The organism is Streptomyces tibetensis, from assembly GCF_040647715.1.
Classification (GTDB): Bacteria; Actinomycetota; Actinomycetes; order Streptomycetales; family Streptomycetaceae; genus Streptomyces; species Streptomyces tibetensis_A.
Window position 1 is genome coordinate 281,382 of the sequence record NZ_JBEZCR010000009.1, and the last position, 21,575, is coordinate 302,956.

At 69.3% G+C, this 21,575-nt stretch carries 16 protein-coding genes; 12 read left to right on the forward strand and 4 right to left on the reverse strand.

The window, feature by feature from the left end; translation table 11 throughout:
• Positions 1–542 precede the first annotated feature (542 nt).
• The 9 genes from AB0B29_RS24985 to AB0B29_RS25025 all read left to right on the forward strand — a co-directional run bounded on the left by AB0B29_RS24985 (position 543) and on the right by AB0B29_RS25025 (position 13,335).
• Positions 543–2,471, forward strand: coding sequence for a DNA/RNA non-specific endonuclease (locus tag AB0B29_RS24985; protein WP_362243668.1), 1,929 nt, complete (start codon positions 543–545; stop codon positions 2,469–2,471).
• A 46-nt stretch (positions 2,472–2,517) separates the two neighbouring features.
• The gene (locus AB0B29_RS24990) at positions 2,518–4,455 is read left to right on the forward strand and encodes a S41 family peptidase (protein ID WP_362243670.1); all 1,938 of its coding nucleotides are present in this window, start codon (positions 2,518–2,520) and stop codon (positions 4,453–4,455) included.
• A 194-nt stretch (positions 4,456–4,649) separates the two neighbouring features.
• Complete coding sequence (locus AB0B29_RS24995) at positions 4,650–9,113, forward strand: ATP-binding protein (RefSeq protein WP_362243672.1); 4,464 nt, start codon at positions 4,650–4,652, stop codon at positions 9,111–9,113.
• Positions 9,114–9,252: 139 nt separating this feature from the next.
• Positions 9,253–9,975, forward strand: a complete 723-nt coding sequence (locus AB0B29_RS25000) for a Crp/Fnr family transcriptional regulator (protein ID WP_362243674.1) — start codon at positions 9,253–9,255, stop codon at positions 9,973–9,975.
• 106 nt (positions 9,976–10,081) lie between these two features.
• Positions 10,082–10,873 (forward strand): hypothetical protein, encoded by a 792-nt coding sequence (locus AB0B29_RS25005; protein WP_362243676.1) that lies wholly within the window; start codon positions 10,082–10,084, stop codon positions 10,871–10,873.
• A complete protein-coding gene (locus tag AB0B29_RS25010) occupies positions 10,870–11,154 on the forward strand; it encodes a hypothetical protein (protein ID WP_362243678.1) in 285 nt (94 codons plus the stop codon). Before AB0B29_RS25005 ends, AB0B29_RS25010 begins: the two co-directional genes overlap by 4 nt.
• Complete coding sequence (locus AB0B29_RS25015; RefSeq protein WP_362243680.1) at positions 11,151–11,897, forward strand: hypothetical protein; 747 nt, start codon at positions 11,151–11,153, stop codon at positions 11,895–11,897. Before AB0B29_RS25010 ends, AB0B29_RS25015 begins: the two co-directional genes overlap by 4 nt.
• Positions 11,894–12,202 (forward strand): helix-turn-helix domain-containing protein, encoded by a 309-nt coding sequence (locus AB0B29_RS25020; protein WP_362243681.1) that lies wholly within the window; start codon positions 11,894–11,896, stop codon positions 12,200–12,202. The genes AB0B29_RS25015 and AB0B29_RS25020 overlap by 4 nt, the downstream gene beginning before the upstream one ends.
• Positions 12,199–13,335, forward strand: a complete 1,137-nt coding sequence (locus tag AB0B29_RS25025) for a hypothetical protein (protein ID WP_362243683.1) — start codon at positions 12,199–12,201, stop codon at positions 13,333–13,335. Before AB0B29_RS25020 ends, AB0B29_RS25025 begins: the two co-directional genes overlap by 4 nt.
• Positions 13,336–13,445: 110 nt before the next feature.
• Here the strand turns inward: AB0B29_RS25025 and AB0B29_RS25030 are convergent, their stop codons facing one another.
• The 4 genes from AB0B29_RS25030 to AB0B29_RS25045 form a co-directional block, all read right to left on the reverse strand.
• Complete coding sequence (locus AB0B29_RS25030) at positions 13,446–16,202, reverse strand: bifunctional YncE family protein/alkaline phosphatase family protein (protein ID WP_362243684.1); 2,757 nt, start codon at positions 16,200–16,202, stop codon at positions 13,446–13,448.
• A gap of 4 nt (positions 16,203–16,206) precedes the next feature.
• Complete coding sequence (locus AB0B29_RS25035) at positions 16,207–17,565, reverse strand: ABC transporter permease (RefSeq protein WP_362243686.1); 1,359 nt, start codon at positions 17,563–17,565, stop codon at positions 16,207–16,209.
• On the reverse strand, positions 17,562–18,503 hold the full coding sequence (locus AB0B29_RS25040; RefSeq protein ID WP_362243687.1) for an ABC transporter ATP-binding protein: 942 nt from the start codon (positions 18,501–18,503) through the stop codon (positions 17,562–17,564). The genes AB0B29_RS25035 and AB0B29_RS25040 overlap by 4 nt, the downstream gene beginning before the upstream one ends.
• A 179-nt stretch (positions 18,504–18,682) precedes the next feature.
• A complete protein-coding gene (locus AB0B29_RS25045) occupies positions 18,683–18,814 on the reverse strand; it encodes a hypothetical protein (RefSeq protein ID WP_362243790.1) in 132 nt (43 codons plus the stop codon).
• A gap of 927 nt (positions 18,815–19,741) precedes the next feature.
• On the opposite strand from AB0B29_RS25045, the gene AB0B29_RS25050 reads away from it, so the two are divergent.
• From AB0B29_RS25050 to AB0B29_RS25060, 3 genes are read left to right on the forward strand one after another with little or no spacing between them, the layout of a single operon-like run.
• Positions 19,742–19,954, forward strand: coding sequence for a hypothetical protein (locus tag AB0B29_RS25050; RefSeq protein WP_362243689.1), 213 nt, complete (start codon positions 19,742–19,744; stop codon positions 19,952–19,954).
• The gene (locus AB0B29_RS25055) at positions 19,954–20,628 is read left to right on the forward strand and encodes a restriction endonuclease (protein ID WP_362243691.1); all 675 of its coding nucleotides are present in this window, start codon (positions 19,954–19,956) and stop codon (positions 20,626–20,628) included. Before AB0B29_RS25050 ends, AB0B29_RS25055 begins: the two co-directional genes overlap by 1 nt.
• A gap of 43 nt (positions 20,629–20,671) precedes the next feature.
• Positions 20,672–21,385, forward strand: a complete 714-nt coding sequence (locus tag AB0B29_RS25060) for a restriction endonuclease (RefSeq protein WP_362243692.1) — start codon at positions 20,672–20,674, stop codon at positions 21,383–21,385.
• Positions 21,386–21,575 lie beyond the last annotated feature (190 nt).

Sequence of the window (21,575 nt, forward strand, 5' to 3'; positions counted from 1 at the left end):
GTGTCCACGCCGTTGAGCGAGAGCCGAGCGCGGGCGGCATGGGGACGGTCTGTCTCGCCGCGGGCGGTTGCCTCTCCGCACGGCTTTGGTGGTGGACGCGAAGGCGCCCTGGCCGGCCACGTGTACATCCCAGGGCCCACGCCGGCCGAACTCATCGAGCGTCAAGGCCTGATGGGCGAGGATGCCCAGCCCGAACGGCCCGCACACTGCCCCGGCCACCGTCCCCGTCGACGTACAACCTTGAGCCTCGTTTCAACAGTTGACGCTTCACTGGACCCTATTCGAGTGGCAATGTCGACTTGCCTCTTCGTGCCGCTCAACCATCATGGAGATGAGGGCTAAAACCGCTTTCCGAGTTTCTTCAGAACCTGAATTTCCAGCGGGGTCGCTGTCGAGCGGTGTCCAAATCGACCATGTGGCAAGCGCCGTGGCCGCCCTTCGTCCGGCCGGCGGTGCCGCGATCGAATGCTCCACCGACAAAAGACGTTGCCGGTGAGCGACGCTTCTCGGGTGCTGTCTCGCACATGAGGGGATGTGCCGGCATGTCTACCAGAACGACGAACACGAAGAAGACCACCTCAAGGGCCCCGAAACCGCAGGCCGCGTCGAAGTCCGCTGCGAAGACCGCCTCGGCGAAGACGGGCTCGTCTTCCGACAGTGACCTCATCGCGTCGTTGAGGCAGTACATACGCGTCCGGGGGCCGCATCTGCTGGAGGATCCGAACATCACCTCGGTGGGCGTCGGCCGTAAGGTCACCGGCGATCAGCAGGGCGGGGAAGTGGCATTGCAGTTCACCGTGGCGACCAAGGCCGAGCCGGAGGAGCTGGAATCCCTGGGCACATCGCCGATCCCGGCGAGCATCACTGTCGACGGTATGGAGGTGCCCACCGATGTCATAGAGCGCACCTACAAGCCGAGCTTCCACATGGTGGCCGAGGTCGAGAGCCCGCTGCGCAAGACTCGGCTGGACCCCGTCCGGCCCGGAGCCAGCGTCGGCGCGGTGACGGTGTCGGCCGGCACCATAGGCTGCATCGTGTTCGACCGGGCCGACGGCACACCGTACGTGCTCAGCAACTGGCATGTGCTGCACGGCGCATTCGGCGAACTGGGGATCGAGGTCGTGCAGCCCGGCACTCGGGACGACAATCGCATCGACCGCAACCGGATGGGCGTGCTCAAGCGCTCCCACCTCGGCGTGGCCGGGGACTGCGCTGTGGCGACCATCAAGGACCGCGGCTCCCTCCCGGAGATCCTCGAACTCGACGTCGCCCCGCAGACCCTGGGGGAGCCCGAACTCGGTGACAAGGTCGTCAAGAGCGGCCGGTCCACCGGCGTCACCCACGGCACCGTCCGCCGCATCGACACCGTAGCGAAGATCGACTACGGCGGGGTGACGGGCCTGCAGACCATCGGGTGCTTCGAGATCGGCCCGGACCCCGACCATCCGTCGGCGGGCGGAGAGGTCAGCAGCGGCGGTGACTCCGGCTCGGTGTGGATGTTCAAGGAGGATGACGAGCGCACGAGCACGGTGCTCGCCGGTCTGCACTTCGCCGGCGAGGGCACCGGCGACCCGGACGAGCACGCCCTGGCCTGCCTGTCCACCTCGGTGTTCGAGAAGCTCGACATCACCCTCAGCCAGCCGGCGCCGGAGCAGCTGGAGATCATCGCCGGCTACGACGCCGAATTCCTCGGCGAGCGGGTCGAGGCCCCGGAACTGGACACCGACCTCTCGCGGGACGCCGCCCTCCTGGACGGCTCGCCGGTCATCCCGTACACGCATTTCTCCCTCACCCTGAACAAGAAGCGGCGCTTCCCGTTCTGGGTGGCCTGGAACGTCGACGGCGGCTCGCTGAAGAAGCTCAGCCGGAGCGGCATCCCCTTCGTCAAGGACCAGCGGCTGCCCGGCACGGCGCAGGTCGGCAACGAGCTGTACCAGGCCAACCGGCTCGACCGGGGGCACATCGCCCGCCGTGCGGACCTGCTCTGGGGCAGCCTGCCGGAGGCGAGCAAGGCCAACACCGACTCGTTCTTCTACACGAATATCACCCCGCAGATGGACGACTTCAACCAGAGTGCCAAGAACGGGGTGTGGGGCGCGCTGGAAGACGCCGTCTTCGCCGACGTCGAAGTCGATGACCTGAGAATCAGCGTCTTCGGCGGGCCTGTTTTCCAGGACGACGACCGGGTCTACCGGGGCGTGCGCATACCCCGGGAGTTCTACAAGGTCATCGCGTTCACCGAGAACGGCGAACTGAAGGCGAGAGCGTTTCTGCTCACGCAGAGCCTGGACCAGCTCGAAGCGCTGGAACTGGACGAGTTCCGGGTCTTCCAGGTCACCCTCGGCGAGGTCGAGGACCGCACCCGGGTGCGTTTCCCCGCCGCCCTCCACAAGGGCGACACCCAGCATGTGCCCGAGGCGGCAGCGGAGCGCTCGCCGCTGCGGTCCACGTCCGACATCCGATGGAGCTGAATTCGTCGAGCTCCGCTCATACGTCGTGAAAGGCCGGCGCGTCATCATGACCAAGCCCGTTCATGAGAACGCACCCGAGTTCCTCCAGAACGCGGAGGAACCGGTACGTGACCACCTGCTCGGTGCGGCCCCCTTGCCCGCCTTCCTCCAGGGCGCCGACCAGCTGTCCCTGGAGGATCGTCGGCTCCTCGTGGACCAGGCCTTGGTCCTGCTGGAGCAGAACTACGCCCATCTGCCGCTGAAAACCGCCATGCACGCCGTCAACCCGGTCCAGCGGCTGCGGCTGCTGGGTCGGCGCATGGAGCGGCAGACACCGCAGACCATGCCGAGGGAGTGGCTGTTCCACGCGGAGATGTCGGAGATCTTCCACTCCGTGCGAGACCTGCACACGAATTACCTGCTGCCCGACCCCTTCAACGACAAGATCGCCTTCCTTCCGTTCCTGGTCGAGTCCTGCACTGACGGGGACCGCACCCGGTTCCTGGTCACCCACGTGATGAGCGGCTTCTCGGCCCCTGGGTTCGAGCCGGGGGCCGAGATCACCCACTGGAGCGGCATCCCCATCCTGGACGCCGTCGACCTCAACGCGGCTCGGTTCGCCGGTAGCAACACGGCGGCCCGGCGCAGCCGAGGTGTGCAGTCGCTGACCGTGCGGCCGCTCATCATGCACCTTCCGCCGCTGGAGGAGTGGGTGACGGTCAGTTACCTCGACCTCGCCGGAACGGCCAGGGAACTCCGGCAGAGCTGGCAGATCGTGGAGAACCTGCCCTCGTTCGCCTCCGCCGACCGGGACACTCCCGCGTTCCAGGGCCTGGACCTCGACGGTGACGAAACCCAGCGGGCCAAAGTGCTCCTGTTCGCGCCCCGGGTGGTCGCCCAGGAACGGGCCGCCGAAGCGGACGGTTCCCTGCCGGACCTGGGGGCGGGTGAGGTGGCCACCAGCATGCCCAAGGTGTTCCGGGCCCGGGCCGTCACCACCCCGTCCGGGACGTTCGGCCACATCCGCATCTTCACGTTCAACGTCACCGATCCCGGCATGTTCGTCGCCGAGTTCGTCCGGCTCATCCGTCAACTGCCGCAGGGCGGCCTCATCGTGGACGTCCGGGACAACGGCGGAGGGCACATTCACGCAGCCGAGTTCACCCTGCAGACGCTGACACCGCGGCGGATCACTCCCGAACCGGTGCAGTTCCTCAACACCCCGCTCAATCTGCGGATCTGTCGGCGGTTCCAGGGCGGTCCGGGACTGGATCTGGGGCCCTGGGTGCCCTCCATGGAACAGGCCGTCGAGACCGGCTCGGTCTATTCCGGCGCCTTCCCGATCAGCCCCGAGGACGGCGCGAACGCCATCGGGCAGCAGTACTTCGGGCCCGTCGTACTCATCACCAACGCCCGGTGCTACTCGGCCACGGACATCTTCGCTGCCGGTTTCCAGGACCATGGCATCGGCCCCGTGCTCGGCACCGACGAGAACACCGGCGCCGGCGGCGCCAATGTATGGACGCATGATCTGCTCTCCGACTTCTTGGCGGACGACCCGGGCACGCCCTACCTGCCCCTGCCGAAGGGCGCCGGCATGCGGGTGTCGATACGCCGCACGCTGCGGGTCGGCCCGAACTCGGGCACACCGGTGGAGGACCTGGGTGTCGTGCCCGACGAACTGCACCGCATGACGCGCCGCGACCTGCTGGAGGGCAACCTCGATCTCCTGGACCACGCGGGCCGGCTTCTGCAGGGTCTCGCTCCACACGCCGTGACGATCACGGAGGCCGCCCCCGTCGATGGCGCCCTCCACATGACGCTCACGGCGGAGAACGTCGACCGCGTCGACGTGTACCTCGACCAGCGCCCGCGCGCTTCCGTGGACCTCGCCGGCGGCCAGGCCGACCTGCTGGTCCACGGTGCCGCCTCCGCACACACGGCCCACCTCGAGGGCTTCGAGGTGGGCCGCCTGGTCGCGAGCACGACCAGGGCCCTGCCGTAGATCCTCTCCGGCGGTTGCCGGCAAGTTCTCGTCGGCCATCGCCGGCACGCCGCGCACCTGTTGCAGAAGGTGGATCACCGCCATCCATCCCCGCTCGACAAGGCGGGCTCAGTGGTCCTCAGCGTGCCTCGCCTGCTTGCGGTAGCGTCCGGGCACGTGCGCGGCCCGTCCGGGTCGGAGGGGGTGGGGGCACAGTGGTACCGCGGCCTGGTGGCGAGACGGACAAGTTCGGCAACCGCTACGAGGGGGCCTGGACAATCAGACATGCCCTGTACGTACTGCTGGGATCGGGCACGTCGCTCCGCGTCGAACCGGGTGGGCCGCTGGGCGACGGGGTCGAGTTCGTCTACCGGCACGACCACGGCACGGAGGTGCATCAGGTCAAGCGGCAGCACCACAACGCGAACAGCTGGAATGTGGCCTCCCTCCGCCGCAAAGGAGTGTGGGAGAGCCTGCGTTCGCATGTCGAGGCGGGCAGGGTGTTCCACTTTGTCTCCGCACTCCCCGCCCGTGCGCTCGACGAACTCGCCGACCGCGCCCGCCGCTCCGACGATCTCGCCTCGTTCGAGGCCGAGTGGCTGACAAACGAGCTCCGGGGCCACTTCGACGCCCTCGCCTCGGGCGCCGTCTACGGGTCGACCACGACGGCCTGGAGGATGTTGAGAGGGTTCAGGGTTGAGTGGCATGACGAACGGGACCTCGTGCACACCAACGGAATCCTGGCCGAACAGGTCCTGGCCGGAGCACCGGGCCGCCTGGCGGCGCTTGCCCTCGGTCAAGTCCTGCTGGACAACCTGGGAACGACACTCGACGCCGCGGCCCTCACCACCCTCCTGGCGCCGTACGGACTGCGGGGCGTCGTGCGGGCCGACGCTGTCGCGGTGTCCAACACCGTGAGAACGGTGACGCGCCGGTGGGCGGCGAGTATCGAGCGTACGTTGCTCCGGCCCACAATCCCCCGGGAGGAGGCCGTGTGCCTCGTGGCGGAGGTCAGGGAGGGCACCCGGCGGCTCGTATTGCTGAGCGGCACGGCGGGCGGCGGGAAGAGCGCCGTGCTGCACCAGGCCTTCACCGCCCTCGATGAGGCGGCCACTCCGGTTCTTGCCTTCCGTCTCGACCGCCTGGAACCCTTCGGCTCGACCCATGAACTGGGGCAGCGTGTCGGCCTGCCCATGTCCCCGGTCAGCGCTTTGGGCGCGGTGGCGGACGGGCGGCCCTGCGTCCTCCTCGTGGACCAGCTCGACGCCGTCAGCATGGCCTCGGGACGCATCCCGGAGACCTTCGACGCGGTGGCCGACATGGTGGACGAAGCTGCGGCGCATCCCGGGATGCGAGTGGTCCTGGCCTGCCGCGCTTTCGACGCCGAGGCCGACGTTCGCATCCGCAGGCTCACTGCCTCGGACCACTGCACACGCGTCACGGTCGGGTCGCTGTCCGACGCCCAGGTCGACACCGCCGTCACCGGCATGGGCCTGGACGCCTCCCGATTAACCCCGTCGCAGAGGGCGTTGCTGCGCTCACCCCTGCATCTGGTCCTCCTCGCCCAGGTCGCGGACCAGGAGGAGGCCCTCCTCTTCCGCACGACCCGGCAGCTTTTCGATGCCTTCTGGGACACCAAGCAGGAGGAGTGCGCCCGGCGTCCATCCGTGCGTTTCCACGACGCGGTCTCGGCCCTCGTCGCCGTCATGAGTGCGCGCCAGCGGCTGTCCGTGCCGCACAGCGTGCTCGACTCGGACGACCTCGCCGCCAGCCGGAAGGTACTGGAGTCAGAACACGTCTGCGTACGCGACGGCCGTCAGCTGGCCTTCTTCCACGAGAGCTTTTTCGACTACGCTTTCGCCCGCGACTGGCTTCGGCGCGAAGAGAGCCTGGTTGCCTTCCTCACGGGCGGAGAGCAGGAGCTGTTCCGCCGTGGACAGCTTCGGCAGGTGCTCGATCACCTGCGGGATCTCGACCCGGAGCGGTTCGCCGAGGAGGTCGAGGCACTGCTGACCGATCCGGACATCCGCTACCACCTCAAGCATCTGACCCTGGCCGTGCTGCGCAACCTGGACGCTCCCACCGCCACCGAGTGGGGTGTCGTCGCACGTGTGCTGGACACGCGCCCGCCCTTCCGCGACCGCCTCGTCGACATGCTCGCCACGCCTGCCTGGTTCCGTCGCGCGGATGACGAGGGGGTCTTCGAGAACTGGCTCGACAGCGCCGACACGAGAGAACAGGACTGGGCGGTAGGGCTTTTGGTGGCGGTCGCCGATGCCCTGCCCGACCGGGTGGCCCGGCTTCTGGAACCGCACACCGCTGATCCCGGGTACGGGGCGTGGCTGATCCGGATCGTTCCCCACGCCTGCCTGGCCGGCAGCCGACCGCTCTTCGATCTCCTGCTCGGCGGCGTGCGAGCGGGCCTCTTCAAGGGAGTCGAGCACGCCCTCTGGGTTCCGGCGGGCGATCTGGCGGCCGAAGAACCCCTTTGGGTGGTCGAGTTGCTGGGCGCACTGCTGGCGGACCGCCCGTACGCACTCCAGCTCGACGGCCGAGGCAGGGTGGCGGTACTGCTGAACCGGGACCACACGGCACTCAAGACGGTGACCGCCGCTGCTGCCGGCGCGCCGGAGGAGTTCTGCGTCCGGATGCTGCCGGTCCTGCTGGCCGTCATGAGCCTGACCGCCTGTCCGGTACGAACGGGGCGGCCCGTCCCTGACCGCCACTTCTCGCACCGCCACCCCGGCGACGATCCCGGCGACCTGGGCGAGGCCCTGCTGCAAGGCGCGGCCGAAGCTCTGCGCAGTACGGCAGGCCGGGACGCCGCGCGAGCGCGTCAGCTCGTGGAACCTCTGGTGAGCGAGCCGTACGAGGCGGCGCAGTGGCTGCTCTACCGGGCGCTGGCCGCCGGAGGCCCCGACCTCGCCCCCTGGTCCGCCGAAATCCTTTTCCAGGGCGGACACCGTCTGCTGTCCGGTTACGTTGCCAATGCCGTGTGGGGCGCACGCGAGGTCCTCCACGCCATCGGCGGTGCCCTGCCCGACCACACTCTCGGGCGGCTGGAACGGTTCCTGCTCCACCTGCGCCTTCCCCCGGACGGCACACTCTCGCCCTGGCACGAGTTCACCCTGTTGACGGCGCTTCCCGAAGGGCGGCTCTCCGAGCGGGCGACGCGCCGGCTCGGAGAACTCCGCCGGCTCCACGGCGACCGACGGGGGCCGGACGAACCGGAGGGGGTGACGGGTGGGGGTGTGGGACCGCCTATCCCGGCCGAGGCGGCCCAGCACATGAGTGACGACCAGTGGCTGAGGGCCATGAGGAAACACAGCCGGGACCGAACCGACTGGACGACCCACACCGGCGGGGCGCGCGAACTGTCCCACGTGCTGCGGAGCATGACCGTGGCGGACCCCGGCCGGTTCGCGCGGCTCGCCCTGCGGATCGACGCCGGCACACACCCGGCCTACGGTGCCTCATTGCTCCTCGGCCTTGGGGAGGCCGAGCTGTACGACGATCCGGAGACCGTCTTCGCGGCAGTGCGCCACCTCGCGGGCAAAGGCAGGCCGGGACAGGACCGGTGGCTGGGGCACGCCCTGCGGAAGTACCTCGATCACGTGCCGCTCGACCTGGTGGAGGCACTCCTGAGCCGCGCTCTCGACGTGGGTGAGCCGAGCGACGCCGACGATCTGGCCGGCGCGCACGTGTCCGGCGCGGACGGGGACGACGTGGCGCGTGATCTGCTCACCGCTGGGATCAACACCGTGCGAGGGAGCGCGGCCGAGAGCCTGGGCGATCTGCTCGTCCACGACGCGGACGGCTCCCGCGCCGCCCTGATCGTCCCCCACCTGGGCCGACTCGCGGCCGACTCCTCCCTCGACGTCCGGGCGTGCGTGGCCCACACGCTGCATGCCGCGATCCGTCACGACCGCCCGGCGGCGGCAGATGCCTTCGCGGTGCTCGTCCAGACCGCCGACCACCTGCTGGCGTCACCGTACGTTGCCCGCCTGGCCGTTGCGCTGATGCACGGAGACCCGGCGTCGGCCGGACCGCTGACTCGACGAATGCTGTACTCCCCGGTGGCGCCGGTGCGTCAGGTCGGCGGCCAGGTCGCCGCGCTGGCCGCAATGGAGTGGGAGACGTCTGACCTGCTGGCCAAGGTGCTTGCCGGTAACGACACGGCACAGCGGCAGGGAGCCGCCGAAGTGTGCGCCCAGCGCCTCCTGAACACCGGTGACGCGGCGCTCGCCCACCACGCACTCGTCCGGTTCTTCCACGACCCCGAGGAGGACGTGCGCGAAGCCGCCGCCACGGTGGCCGCCGCGCTGCGCGGCCGACGCCTGGGCCCCTACCGGCGGACAGTGACCGCACTGATCGACTCCCGCGCCTTCGAGGCCGCCCTGCCTCAACTGCTGATCACGCTCGAAGACGCCCCGGACCGGGTCGACGAGTTGGTTCTGACATGCGCGCACCGCTTTGTCACGGTGTTCGGAGCCGCTTCGGCCGACTTGGCCCGTGGTGTGGCGGCCGACGCCCGCGCCATCGGCCGCTTGTTGGTCCGTGCGTACGTCCAGGCAACTTCACCCGCGCTCCGGTCCGGGATCCTCGATCTGCTGGATCAACTACTCCTCCTCGGCTCCTACGGCGTGGCAGAGGCGATCCACGACTCCGACCGGAGCTGAACGGCACCGGCCCTGCCCGGTTCCGACCCGCATGAATGCTCCGGCCGTGCGCCGCCGCGCGCCCCGGCGTGCGTCCGGCGCACCGGAGGACCGGGCGGAATGGTCCGCCGCCGCGGTGACCGAGTGCTGTGCTGTGCAGATGATGCACAGCTCGAACCCCAACGGCCGCGCGGCCTTCCTCGACACGTTGTCGCCCGGAACACGCTCGGCCTTCACCCGGCTCGGTACGCGACTCCGCTACGCGGTGGGAGACGTACTCATCCACGAAGGCGACCACGCGCAGGAGCTGGTGGTCCTCCACGAGGGCTTGGTCAAGGTGACGGCCCGGCTGGACCCTGGCCGGGTGTTACTGAGGGACATCAGGATCGCCGGGGACGTCGTGGGCGAGGTGGCGGCGATGGGTGTCGGACCGCGATCGGCCACGGTCACCTCCTGCGGCGACGTGTCCGCCACCGTTGTCCCGCGCAACGAACTGGAGCCCTTCTTCCTCGCTCATCCCGAGGCGTTACTGGCGCTCAACCGCATGCTCTGCGGCAGGTTGCGCCGAGCCGACCGCCTACGGCTGGAGTTGGGCGCATACCCCGTCCGGGTGCGGCTGGCGCGCGTTCTCGTCGAACTCGCGGAGTCGTACGGGCAGCCCAGACGGACGCTCAGAGGGCTCGACCGGAACAGGGTGCGCATAGACGTGAATTTGTCCCAGTCGGAGTTCGCTGCGCTCACCGCATCGACCACGCACACCGTTCACAAGGCTCTCGCCCAACTACGGAATGACGAGATCATCACCACCGGCTGCAGTCAGACCTCCATCGAGAATATGGCCCGTCTGCGCGAGACGGCCCTGCTGAGTGTGCCGGCCGCCTAAGAGCATGCCTAGAAAGCCGCATTAATGCGGCTTTCTTCCTTGCTCCCGCCCCTTCCGCCCACAGTTGGCGTGCACCGCACCCAACCCTGGAAGGTGGCGATTTGCCATGAAGGAGCTCTCTCATCTCCGCCCGCCGGACGACCTGACACACCGCCGGCTGTGCCTGGCCGCGGACGTGGAGCAGTACAGCCGTCTCGACACCCGGACGCAGTCGGCTGTCCAGTCCGAGCTGGTTCGGATGCTGGACGAAGCGGCGGTACTGACCGGACTGGACAGGGCAGCCTGGGCGCGTCAGCCGCAGGGCGACCTGGAGTTCGCTGTCCTCCCCGAGGGCACGCCGGAGGATTGCGTGCTCGGCCCCTTCGTCCACCATCTCGCGGTCCGCCTCCGGGACCGCAACGCCCGCCCGGCAGCCCAGCGGATCAGGCTGCGGATGGCCGTGGACACCGGAGTGGTCGCGGACGCCGCCCTCGGCCACGCCGGCCCTGCCCCGGTCGCTGTGGCGAGGTATGTCAACGCGCCCCAGCTCAAGGCCGTACTGGCCACCCTCACCGCGGCGGATCTCGCAGTCATCGTGTCGGACCGGCTTTACCAGGACGTCGTGCGGTCAGGGCGGCGGGACCTCGACCCCGCCCAGTACGTGCGGGCCCATGTGCAGGTCAAGGAGTTCGGCGGCTACGGCTGGATCCGCGTGCCGGGTCACGCGCGCGACGACGTGCGGTCGGCCGTGGCGGAGACGCCGGAGCCGAAGCCCTCGGCCCATGCCGACGTCCCGAGCCGGACGAGCCTGTCCCAGTACGTCCACCAGGGCGCCGCCGTCGGCAGGGACGTCGTCGGCGGTCTCACCGTCGGCCTGCCCGTGGCCCCTCCGCCGGCCGGCTCGGGGCCCGCCCGGTGACCGCCCCCTACAAGGCTCCGCCCTGGAGCGAGCGGGGCGAAAGCCAGTGGGCGGACTACGGGGTGAACGTCGGCCACGCCGTGTACGGCGGCATCCACTTCCACCCGCCCGCGTCGCCCGCCGCACGGTCCCGGCACCGAAACGGGACGGCGTACCCGGCCCGCATGACGCGGCACGCGGCCGTGCGGTCGGCCCTGACCGACCTCGCCCGTGCCTGCGCCCGAGCCGCCGCCGCCCTGGCGTACCTCCGACCCGACGAGGCCGCAAAGGAGGAGGGATGACATCGACCGAACCCGGGAGCGTCTTCGCCCGGATCGACCGGGGCGTCCTCGGGCCGCCCGGCGTCGCCACACGGCCGTCCCTCACGGTGCACATCGGCTCCCGTGCGGTCCTGCTCTCCCCGGAGGAGAGCAGGAAGGTGCTCTACGGCGCACACCGGGACGCGGCGCTGGGCGCGGCGGTCTGGCGACAGGCCGTCATCGAGGCCCGGCGTGAGCCGCGGGACGGCGACGGCGCCGGACGGCTGCTTGTCGTCTGGCTCGTCCTCCCCGGCCTGTACCGGAACCTGCACCGGATCCTGCGCCTCTGGCGGCGGGTCGACCGGGCTGATCTGGAGGCGGAGGCCGTCCTGGCCGTGCTTGCCGCCCTCGACGCGGCCGACCCGGACGGCCCGGACCCGGGGGGCTGCTTGATCAAGGAGGCGGTGAACCGGATGTGGGCCTACGCGAAGCGCGTCACGCGGGAGATCCCCGTCGTCGACATCGGTGCCTTCGCCGAGGCACGCAACGCCACCACGCCGCCGGAGGAAAGCCCCCGGCCGCCTGAAGGATGGGAAGTACACATCACGCCCCCGCCCCGCCGCGAGGGCCTGTACGCCACGCTCCGTTTCGCCGAGCCGCGCCCCCGGCAAGACGGCCGGCGAACCGGTACCCGCCTGCCCGACCTGGTGTTCCGGGCCCGCCGCCACGAGGAGGCCGACCTCATCGGCACGCTGGTCCTGCGCCCCACGGGAGCCGGGCGGTGAGCGGGCGGCCCGGCCCGCCGCTCGGCTTCGCGGAGGCCTTCGACCTGCCCCTGAGCGTCGACCTGCGCACAGCCGCCCGCGCCTTCGGCATCTGCCCCGCGACGGCGTACAAGCTGATCCGCCTCGGAGCCTTCCCGTGTCCCGTGCTGCGGGTCGGCGGACAGTACCGCATCCCCACGGCCTACATGCTGCGCACCCTCGGCATCGAGGAGCGGCCGGTCTACGCCGTCCCCCTGGAGGACGACGCGACGCCCGCAGCCCGGCCCCATGACATCCACACTCGCTCATCGGAGGTTCCCGCATGATCACGTCACAGGCGCTCCGACAGGAGTCCGACCAGCCCCGGAAATGCTTCGTCGTCGGCCCCATCGGCGACCCGCACGCCGAGCACGGCAGCCCGGAGCGCGAGGCGTACGAGCACCACCTCGGCATCTTCGAGCAGGTGATCGCCCCCGCCTGCGAGAAGTACGGCATCAGTGCCGTGCGCGCGGACGGCATCGCGCACGCCGGTGACATCAACGAACAGATCTGTCGGCACGTCGTCGAATCCGACCTGGTCGTCGCGGACGTCAGCGGCGGCAACCCCAACGTGATGTACGAGCTCGGGCTGCGGCACATCACCGGCAAGCCGACGATCCATATCGGGGAGGCCGGGCAGCTGCCCTTCGACATCGCGTCGATCAGGACCATCCGCTACCAGCGGAAGCGCAGCCATCTGGCCGAAGCGCGCAAAGAGATCGAGAGCGCCCTGGAAGCCGGGCTCCGGGACGGCTTCGAACTCCTCACGCCGGCGCGGGTGCTGCGCGGACTCCAGACCGGTGACGGAACGGCCTACGCCTCAAAAGCCGGCGACGGCGGGAAGGACGAGGACGAGGACGCGCCCGGTCTGCTCGACGACTTCGCCGTGATCGAGGACGGGCTGGACGAGATGGCCGCCGACATGGAGGCGATCACGAAGACGGTCGAGACGATTGGAACGCTGACCGAGCAGTCCGGCACCGAGATGCTCGATCTGACCCAGGCGAACGCGCCCATGAGCGCACGGCTCGCCGCCGTCGCCCGGTACGCGGAAACGATCAGCGCACCGGCGGGCGAGCTGAACACCGTCGCTGCCGTGTTCGCGGAGCGGATGACGACCATGGACAGCGGAGTGCGGGCAGCGCTGGGGCTCATCGAAATGACGCCGCCCGACGAGCGAGGCGAGGGAGTCGAGGAGTTCCTGGAGCAGCTGATGTCCCTGGACGAGGCCGCGCAGGAAGGTCTGGCGCAGATCTCCTCCTTCGGCACCTCGGTGGGCGGCCTGGTCCGGGTGAGCCGGCACCTCCGCAAGCCGGTGAAGGAGATCTCCGCCGCGGTGAAGCAACTGACCTCCGCCATCACGAGGATGGGGGAGTGGGCGGCCAAGGCCCGTGCGCTGGCGCACCGTGCCACCGCGTGACACCCCCTCCCAGGGACCCGGACCTCCTCACAGGCCCGGGTCCTGTGCGCCTGCTGCTGGCACACTCACGGGCGGCCAAGCCGATCGACCTGCGGGTCATTCGCCCTACGTCAGCCGTCGTTCTCCGACGACGGGATGTAGGCGCCCGGCACGTCGTTCGGCGCGTAGATCTTGCTGTCGCCCGGGTACGGCTTGGACCAGTTGTGCGTCTCGTACCACGTGAGGCGGTTCATCTGCTCGGGGTTCGCGAAGTCGGGCACCGCCTTGGTGCCGGTGAGCCGCTGGTGGGACTCCCAGGCCTTCCACTGCGCCGCGACCTTCCGCTCGGACGCCGGCACCGTCACCAAGGTCTGCGCGGGCGCCGCTCCCGCGACCTGCGGACTCGGGGTGTCCGAGCCGCAGGAGGGCTGGGTGCTCAGGCCGAGGGTCAGCGAGGTCCGGTTGGGCTGCGCCTTGAACGGCGTGTAGTCCGGCTTCCGGGTGAACGCGCCGAACATCGGGGTGGCCGCGCTGTCCATCTGGTTCATCGGGTGGATCCCGAGGATCTGCTCGATGGTGCGGATCATCGTGATCTGCGAGTAGTAGTGGCTGTCGACGGTGCCGTGCTGGGCCCACGGGCTGATGACCTGGACCGGGGCACGGTGGCCGTCGACGTGGTCGAGGCCGGCCTGTGAGTCGTCCTCGACGACGAAGATCGCCGAGTCCTTCCAGTACTGGCTGTGCGTGATCTCGTCGACCATCTTGCCGACCGCGAGGTCGTTGTCCGCGACCTCGGCAGCCGGGCTCGGCGGGCCACCGGTGTGGTCGTTGGAGAACCAGAACATGTTCAGGTTCGCCGGACCGTTCTTCTCGAAGTCCTGCTTCCAGACCTGTTCCTTGTAGACGTCCGGGACACTGAGGTCGAACAGCGGGAAGCCGGGCACCGACACCTTGTTGAGCGAGGGGATCGCCGACCCCGTCTGAATGGGGTAGGCGGTCTTCTGCCCCGTCGCCTCCATGTTCTTGGCGTCGCAGTACAGGTTCTGCCAGGTCGCGTCGGACGGCTTGCTCTCGATCGACTGGAACTCGCCGTAGTCCTTGACGGACTTGCCGGCCGCCTGCGCGCCGCTCCAGATGAAGCCGGACTTCTGGTGGCCGAGAACGTCGTCCTCGGTGTCGTAACTGCGGGTGTACTCACCGGCCGAGGACTCGGTGTACTCCGGGTTGTCCGACTGCATCAGCCAGTTGTGGCCCTCGGCGGAGTTCGTGCCGATGTCGTAGATGTTGTCGTACAGGCCGAACTGCTGGGCCAGCGCGTGCTGATTCGGCGTGACGTTCTCGCCGAACTGCGTGAGCGAGGAGTCGCCGTTGCCCTGCTTCATGTCACCGAAGACCTGGTCGTAGGTCCGGTTTTCCTTGACGAGCAGGAAGACGTGCTTGATCGTCGAGGGGTCGCCGAGCCGCACCGGGACCGGAACCGGCTTCGCGTGGCTCTTGCCCTTGGCCGTCGTGACCGAGCCGGGGGTCCAGCCGTTCTGCTTGAAGACCTTGGCCGTCTCGGATCTGATGACGCTGTCGTCCGGCAGCGTGAACTGCGTCAGGCTGGAGGTCGTGTCGTGGGTGCCGTGCCCGGCGTTGGTGGTGGGACGGCGGGCGTCGATGCCACGGGTGTTGGAGACGACCACCTTCTTGCCGGCCGTGGTGATCTCCGAGGGGAAGTAGTCCGTCGGGAGGAGCCCGACGAAACCGGCCGGCTGCTGCGGGGAGGTGTATCGGTAGACCGCGACCGCGTTGGCGCGGCCGAGCGTCACCAGCAGGTGACCGTCGTGCGTGAGCGTCACCGCGTTGGGTTCGTAGCCGACCTTCGCCTCCGGCCACGGCTGGGTGGCGATGGTCTGTACGACCTTGTCCTTGGCGGTGTCGATGACCGACACGCTGTTGTCGGCGGTGTTGGTGACGAACACCGCACCCTTCGTCGCGTACACCGCGGTCGGGTGCAGACCGACGTCGATGCTCCCCACGGCCGCCGACGGGTCCGCCAGGTCGATGACGCTGACCGTGCCGGTGGTGGCGGCGCCGGTGTCCGGGTCGGCCGGCACCCTGGTGCCGTAGGAGTTCATCGTGGTGTCGCCGGCCTTGGCCGGACGCCCGCCCTCGTTGCTGACGTAGAGCTTGTCGCCGACCAGGGCGATGCCACGGGGCGCGTTGCCCACGGCCCAGGTCTGCTTGACGGCGCCGGTCGCCGCGTCGATGGCGACCACCCGGTTCTGGCCGTTGACCGCCGAGTACACGGTGGAGCCGTCGGCCGAGAACACGGCCCCATCCACGAGCGCGTGCTGGGAGCCGTCGGCCGGCATGGAGACGGTCGTCGGGTGGGAGAGCGTGCCGTCGGCGTTCACGTCGAACCTGGTGTAGCCGTCGCTCTGCCCCAGCCACAGCTGCTTGCCGTCGGGCGAGTACGTCGGGCCCTCCTGGCCGACGGAGGCGCTGCTGATGCGCAGGTCGTCCGCGGCGTTGGTGCCGACCTTCTGCTTCACCTGACCGGTCTTCAGGTCCATGATGACCAGCGCCGCGTCACCGTCGGCCACCGCGGCGGCGAGGTGGCTGCCGTCCGGGCTGACCGAGGACGACATGATCTTGCCGTCGTTGATGACGGTGCGGTCGCCGTACGGGGCTATGTACTGGTCGTCCGAGGCGACCTGGCCGTGGGCGGTGACCTGGCCGACCTGCTGGGTGCCGAACTGGTGGGTCTGGGCGACCGCGGTGCCCGTGATGCCCAGGGTGACGGCGATGCCCGCCGTCACCAGCATGGTCCGGCGGCCGACTCGTCTGCCGAAGAGGCTGATCTGTCCCTGCTCGTTGATCCGGCGCCGGCGTGTTACCTGCACGGAATTATCCCTTCGAGGTGGTGTCGAGCAGTTCGGCGTTGCCGTCGAACTGCCACAGGGGGTTCGGGGCGTCCCCGGTCGGGGTCCGGACAAGGAAGTAGCCGTTGACTTCCTTCGGTCCGTCGCCGTCGGCCACGAACCGCCCGTCGGGGGTGACGTCGAGTTGGTAGACGGCCTGCCCCGCGGTCGCGACGCCGGGGAGGTGCCAGGTGACGACGCAACGCCAGTCGTTGCCCGCGCCCTCGGGGGCGACCTGGCCATCTCCCTTGCTGCACGCCGCCGTCGCCCGCACCTGCGCTTCGGTGACGGCGGGGCGGTGGAGCTGCGCGGTCTGCATCCGGTAGAGGTGGGCGAACGCCGTGGCCAGCGAGTGCTGCACCTTGTCCTGCGTGATCCCCGAGCCCGTGGCCGAGGTCGTCGCGGTGACGACCGCCATGGTCGCGGCGACCAGGCCCACGAGCGGCAGGACTCCGGCGGTGACCGCGCGGCGCGCCGAGCCGTCGTCGGTCGGGTTGGTGAAGTCGCGCCGCAGGAAGAGCAGATACGCCAGCGCTGTCGCGGCCAACGCCCACAGCAGGCTGACGACGATGCCGATGAGCAGCGGGGCGAGCTGGACCGGGCTGGTGAACAGGCCGTTCCAGGAGATGAAGGCGTAGCCGGGCAGGGAGAGGCGTACGGCGACGGGCAGCGGCATCATCTGGGCGAGCTGCATCGCGAGCGCGACGAGCGCGGGCAGCAGCAGCCCCATCGGGGACCGCCCGAGCGCGACCGAACCGAGCAGTCCGATACCGGCGAGGGCCAGGGTCGGGGCGAGCACGCAGACCCAGGCGAGCAGGACCTTCACCGCGGCGTCCGACGGCGACAGCAGGTGGCCGTCGAGGCCCACCAGCGGCTGGTTGCCGACCGCCGGCACACCGCCGACCGCGCTGGAACAGGCCAGCCCGGCCACGAGCAGCAGCAGGACGGTGAGGCCGGCCAGCGCCTTCGCCGCGAAGATCCGGCGCGGCGAACGGACCGCCACGAGCAGGTGCCGCCAGGTGCCGAGACGGTCCTCGGAGGCGAACACGTCGCCGGCCACGACCGAGGTCAGCAGCGGCAGCGCCCAGGTGCCCGCGAAACCGAGCAGCACCAGCGGCCCGGCCCACCCAGTGGCGTGCATCCAGCGGCCGAAGAGGGTGTCGGAGGGCAGCGTGCTCTGCCGGCTCACCGCGGCGACGAAGAGCCCCGGCGCGATCCAGCAGGCCAGGACCAGCAGCCGGATCCGCCACTGCGAGACCAACTTGACGAGCTCGAAGCGGTATCCGCGCGCCACCGAGACGCGGGGCGCCCCCTGAACAGGGGGGTGGGCGATGGTCGCGGTCATCGGGCCGCCTCCTGCTGTTCGGTGAGGGCGAGGAACGCGGCCTCCAGCGGCGACACCACGGGCGCGAGCTCACGCACCGCGACGCCCGCCCGCACGAGCCGCACCACCAGTTCGTCGAGGGCGGGCACCAGCGCCCGCACGACCAGCACATCGGCGTGGTGCCGTGGCCCGGCATCGTCGACGACCCCGATCCCCTCGGACTCGACGGCCAGTCGGCGGGCGGCCCGCGGGTCGGAGGTGAGCAGCCGGTAGTCCAGCTCACGGTTCTCGGCGGCCAGCTTGCCGAGCGGGCCGGAGAAGACGACCCGGCCGGTGGCGATGATGGTGACGTCGGAGCACAGCGCCTCGAGGTCGTCCATCCGATGGCTCGACAGCACGACGGCGGTTCCCTCCGCCGCGAGCCGGGTGAGGACACCGTGCACGTGCTTCTTCCCGGCCGGGTCGAGACCGTTGGACGGCTCGTCGAGCACCAGCAGCCGGGGCCTGGCAAGCAAGGCCGCGGCGAGCCCCAGCCGTTGACGCATGCCGAGGGAGAAGCCACGGGCCCGGTCGTCGGCGACATCGGTGAGCCCGACCTGCTCGAGCACGTCGTCGATCCCCGCCGTCCGCGCGTTGCGACCGCGCAGGGTCGCCAGCGCGGCGAGGTTCTGGCGCGCGGTCAGCGAGGGATAGAGACCGGGCCCGTCCACGAAACCGGCTACACCGTCGGGAGCGGCGAGCGCCCGCCCCACCGGCGCCCCCAGAATCTCCAAGCTGCCGTTGTCGGCTACCGCCAGACCCAGAAGGACACCGAGCAACGTCGTCTTACCGGCGCCGTTGGGCCCGACCAGACCGTGGATCTGCCCCTGCGCCACATCCAGATCGATGCCGTCGAGGGCGACGACATCACCGAAACACTTGGTGATCCCACGAGCCCGGACTGCGAGGAATGTGTTCATAGTCCCTATCTCCCAAAACCCTCAGGAAACTTAGTGACCACACGCAGCGCAGGCAGGGGCAGTTGATTGAACGTACATGGAACGGATCGTCAAGGCATCGGCAAGTCGCCGTCCACGAGTGGCGGCTTCAGTGGCGGGTGTGGGCGACACCTGGACGAGAGGTGGGGGGATCCTCCTGCCTACGGCAGGCTGCCCGAACGGTCCGGCAGGCGGGCGGACACGGCCTGGCCCAGCGCCACCTGCAGGGACGCGAGGACGAGGAAGCCGGACGCGTACAGGATGGGGCAGGCGGTCCTCCACCCGGCCGCCACGCCGGCATCGCGGCGAGGACGTACAGCATCGACGCACCGTACATCACGCGCGCAACCCGACTTCAGGCTCTAGAAGAAGCCGAGTTTCTGAGGGCTGTAAGAACAAAGAATGTTCTTGGTCTGCTGGTGGTACACGGTTCGGATGCAGTTTGACCAGCGATAACAGCTCCGCTCGCCACAAGCTGCGGATGGCTGGTCCGGGTATGGTCCGGATCTTGGTTCGAAGGTTTGTGGTGATGAGCGCTGCTCACGTGTTGCGCTTGTACGACGATGACGGCCTCGGCACTGCTTCGAGAGGCGACGACGGGCCGCAGAAGACTGTCCTGACCGGGCTGCACCAAGGCTGGATCCGGCGCTGGCGTAGGCCAGCGGCGGTTTCTTCGGCCCGGCCCTACAACCGTGCCACTGTCCTCGCAGGACCGCGACGACACGGTGTTGAGAATTCGTCCCGTAGGCGCTTGGTTGCCCGAGGCGTCGCGGCGGCGGGTTGATCAGTGCCTACCAGTGCCTCCCGACTCTGTGACGCCACCGGGTCATGATCGCAGAACCACGGTTCGAAGGGGCGGCGCCGGCGCACTATGGCTGTGAGTGCGCTTCCGCTGCTTTTCGCCATTCGTCGGCAGAGCTCCGCTTGGCGTGACCGGGGCTGTTTCCGCAGGTGAGAGAGGGACGGCCACGCGCCGTGTGAGGACTGGCGGAAAGGGCCATGGCGAACCGCTTGGTAGCTGAGAAGGGCATTCGCCCAGCTGAGCTGCCTCAGGCTCGCTGCCCCGTGAATTGGCCTGACGGTGTGGGCCCTCCTGGCCTGATGGCGACTCGACCCGGGCGTAGCACCGTGATGACCCATCAGCTGCTGTCAGTGCCCACTGCTACACCCTTTTGTTGGGATGAGCCGCGCTCCGCGGCCCACCGACGGGAGGGGGAAACATGTCGAAGGTGCCGGACGGGTCCCACCGGGTACGCGGACACATCCGTCGCAATCCGAAGCCCAGGAGCGCCAAGCGCATGAGCGGTTGGATGATTGCCGGCTTACTGGCCGGCGTGTGGCTGTGGGGGCAGGTGTTCGGGTTCAGTGAGTCCACCGCCACGACACCGCCGACGGATCCGAAGCCGCCGGCCAGCGCGACGGCCGAGCGCTGATGGGACGGATACGTCTGCGGCGTCCTCGCGGTGCCGCGGAACTGGTCGCAGCGGCTGTAGTCGCCCTGGCGGTGCTCGTCCTGGTGGCGCAGACGGCGGCCAAGGCAGTCGGCACACTGAAGGCGGCATGGCCTGCCCTGCTGGCTCTCGCCCTGCTCACGGGAGCCGTCGCGGCGTGGCGGATCACGCAGGCGACCACGATGCGGCGTCGGGAGAAGGAGCGGCTGGCCACTCTGCGGATCACGCTCGCGGAGTTCGACACCATGGACGACCGTCGCTTCGAGTACGCCCTGCGGGATCTGCTGGTCCGCGACGGCTGGCCGGCCCGCAGAGTAGGTGGCGGCGGCGACCAGGCCGCCGACGTCATCGGTGACCATCCGCAGCGCGGCCGGATCGTGGTGCAGGCCAAGCACACTCGCGTCGGCGGGAAAGTGGGCTCAGCTGTGATGTACGCGGTGAAGGGGACGGCCGGGCCGGTCCACAAAGCCGATCACGCTGTCGTCGTCACCAACGGAGCCTTCACCCGCGATGCCATGGCGTGGGGCGACCGGCACGGCGTCCACTGGATCGACCGGGAAAAGCTTCGGCGCTGGGCCGAGGACGGTGCCGCTCTGCGCGAGCTCCTCGGATTGTCCGCGCGCTCCCGCCCGAGCCGATTCAGGCGTGCGGCATGACTGGCAAAGAGCGTGATCGCTGCCCAAGACGTCTGGAGGTGGGGTGTTCGACGAGGACGGGTCGCTCGACCCGCTGCTGAAGTTCCTGCTGTATGCGGTCATCGCGCTGGCCGTCGGAAAGATGCTCTGGGAGTGGCTCACCGAGGACGTCGGCCAGTGGATCACCGCAGATTTGTGGGGGCTGATAGCCGATCACCCGTGGTGGACCGGGCTCTTCGTGGTCGGCGGACTGCCCATGCTGCTCCTGCTCGGCAGGATCCTGTCGTTCCTGTTCGGCGTCAACACCTACGCTTACGCGGACGACACGTTCGCCGCTCCCTCTGGCGATGTGATCGAAGCGGACGCGCTGACCTTCAAGATGAAGCAGCTTTCGTCGATGAGCGCGACGGGTTTCGAGCAGGCGTGCACTGATCTCCTGGCCCGTGACGGATTCCGGCGTCCCAAGCGGGTCGGAGGCGCCGGTGACCTCGGCGTGGACATCACTGCCCGCGATGACGAAGACCGCCTCCTGATCGTGCAGTGCAAGCAGTATCAGAGCCCAGTCGGGTCAGGCCACGTGCAGAAGTTCAACGGGACAGCCCGCCCGCACCACGGAGCCGACCTCCCGATCATGATCGCGCTCAACGGCTTCACGCAGCCGGCGATCGACTTCGCCCAGCATCACCAGCTCATCCTCATGGGCCGCCCGGAATTGAAACGATGGGCCCACGGCGAGCACCTCTACGACGTCCTCGGCATCCAAAGCACGACACAGTGACGCCAGCGCACACGCAGCAGAGCCATTCCCGGGGAGCTCCCGCCTATCTATCGGTGGTCCCTTCTCGGGATCAGTCCGGAAGGAACTACCCAATGGGCCCGCGTCAGGATCCGCTTGCCCGCTACCCGGCTTGCAGCGTACGAGCGCTTTGATCAAACGGGCAGGCTACGGAGCCACAGGCTGCCGGTGT